Source organism: Bacillus sp. Nf3, assembly GCF_003028545.1.
GTDB classification, from domain to species: domain Bacteria; phylum Bacillota; class Bacilli; order Bacillales; family Bacillaceae; genus Bacillus; species Bacillus safensis.
The window spans coordinates 1-517 of record NZ_PYUA01000115.1 but is presented as its reverse complement, the minus strand read 5'-3'; the positions used below and the strand labels follow the sequence as shown (position 1 = coordinate 517).

The following is a 517-nucleotide window of genomic DNA, read 5'->3' as shown; positions in this document are numbered from 1 at the left end:
GCTGTTGCCGGCACTGCATGCGAAGTTGCAGGATCGGCTCTCCATCATCCTGCCTGCCGGTGCCTGTGTAGATCGCGTAGCGACCAGCGTGCGGCACGGGCAGGGCGGCGCCGAGCCGTTCCCGCAATGTGCGCAGGCATCGGCGCAGATCCAGCTGGAGCGCCTCTCCGACCTGCTGGAGCTCGCCCAGTGCGGAGCGGGCGATCCATCGCAGGACGACGTTGTATGCCAGACCCTGCAGGTCATGCTGCTGAGCGAGGCGCTTGCGCTGGTGCTTTCCGGATTGGCGTGCGCCTCCCGGCAGAGTGACGGATCGCTGCTGCTTGAACCCGGCGATGACCACAGCCTGGGTCTGCTGAAGCAGGCCTGGTTCGCGCGGTGGCTGGACAGCAACAGCGCGATGGCGTTGATGTTCCGCATTGCCGAGTGTTCTGCTCAGGCCGCGGGGCGTTCCACGCAACTGGATGAGCTGCTGGCCCATGCGGTACTGGACCGGGCACTGACCGTTACCTGGGCG

The 517-nt window shown here is 66.5% G+C and carries 1 protein-coding gene; it reads left to right on the top strand.

From position 1 onward, the window contains the following. Positions 1-517: hypothetical protein (locus C9414_RS20355; protein ID WP_181286209.1), on the top strand; the 517-nt coding region annotated here is incomplete at both ends.